Genomic DNA, 917 nt, shown 5'->3' with positions numbered 1-917 from the left:
TGAAGAACTGGAGATCACTACGGTTGTAGACCGTATTGGGACGGGAGATGCCTACGCGGCTGGCCTTATTTACGGCTTACAAAACTTTGATGATAAGAAGGCCCTGGAGTTTGCCAATGCGGCCTGTGCTTTAAAACATACCATTTTAGGCGATGCCAACCTGGTAAGTGTGGAAGAAGTACTGGAAGTAATGGAAGGCAGTACCGGCGGCAGGATTAAACGTTAAAGATAGAATTGCAAAGGCCTCACAAGTTTTTGAAACCTGTGAGGTCTGAAAACTAGATAAATGAGAACACCTGCAAGGGGTTTTTTGAAACCTGGTAGATCTAAAAAAGACTAACTTGAGAGAGGCACCTGCAAGGTTTTTCAACCTTGTAGGTCTAAAAAAAGACGAATATTAGGAAGGCACCTGCAAGGTTTTTTTCAACCTTGTAGGTCTAACAAAAGAAGAATGTGAGGGACTGCAAGATTTCCAAAAACTTGTAGGCCTTAAAAATAAAATTATCTGAATTGCTTTTAAAAAATAATTAATGGCAACATATACACGAATAGAAGTAGCTGAAGCTACGAAGTCCATCGGCGTGGTACCGGTATTCTACAATAAGGATATTGAAATTTGTAAGAAGGTCGTAAAGGCCTGTTATGATGGTGGCGCGCGGGTCTTTGAATTTACTAACCGCGGCGATTTTGCCCATGAAGTATTTGGAGAATTGAACAAATATGCCACTCAAAATCTGGAAGGGATGATTTTGGGTGTAGGTTCCGTTCTTGATGCGGGCACTACTGGCCTATACCTTCAATTAGGTGCTAACTTTATTGTTTCTCCCATTGTTAATGCGGAAATGGCCAGAACCTGTAACCGCAGGAAAGTTTCCTGGATGCCGGGTTGTGGCTCGGTTACGGAGATTTCTTATGCA

General features: G+C 42.3%; 2 protein-coding genes. Both read left to right on the top strand.

The features are described from left to right. Positions 1–226 (top strand): PfkB family carbohydrate kinase (locus tag RM553_RS19475; RefSeq protein WP_311536631.1); only part of this gene is annotated, 226 nt, incomplete at its 5' end. Positions 227–530: 304 nt separating this feature from the next. Further along, on the top strand, positions 531–917 hold a 387-nt coding region (locus RM553_RS19470), incomplete at its 3' end, for a beta/alpha barrel domain-containing protein (protein WP_489752716.1).

The organism is Autumnicola tepida (genome assembly GCF_031846485.1).
Classification (GTDB): Bacteria; Bacteroidota; Bacteroidia; order Flavobacteriales; family Flavobacteriaceae; genus Autumnicola; species Autumnicola tepida.
Note: the sequence above shows the minus strand (reverse complement) of the source record. Positions and strands in the feature narration are given on the sequence as shown.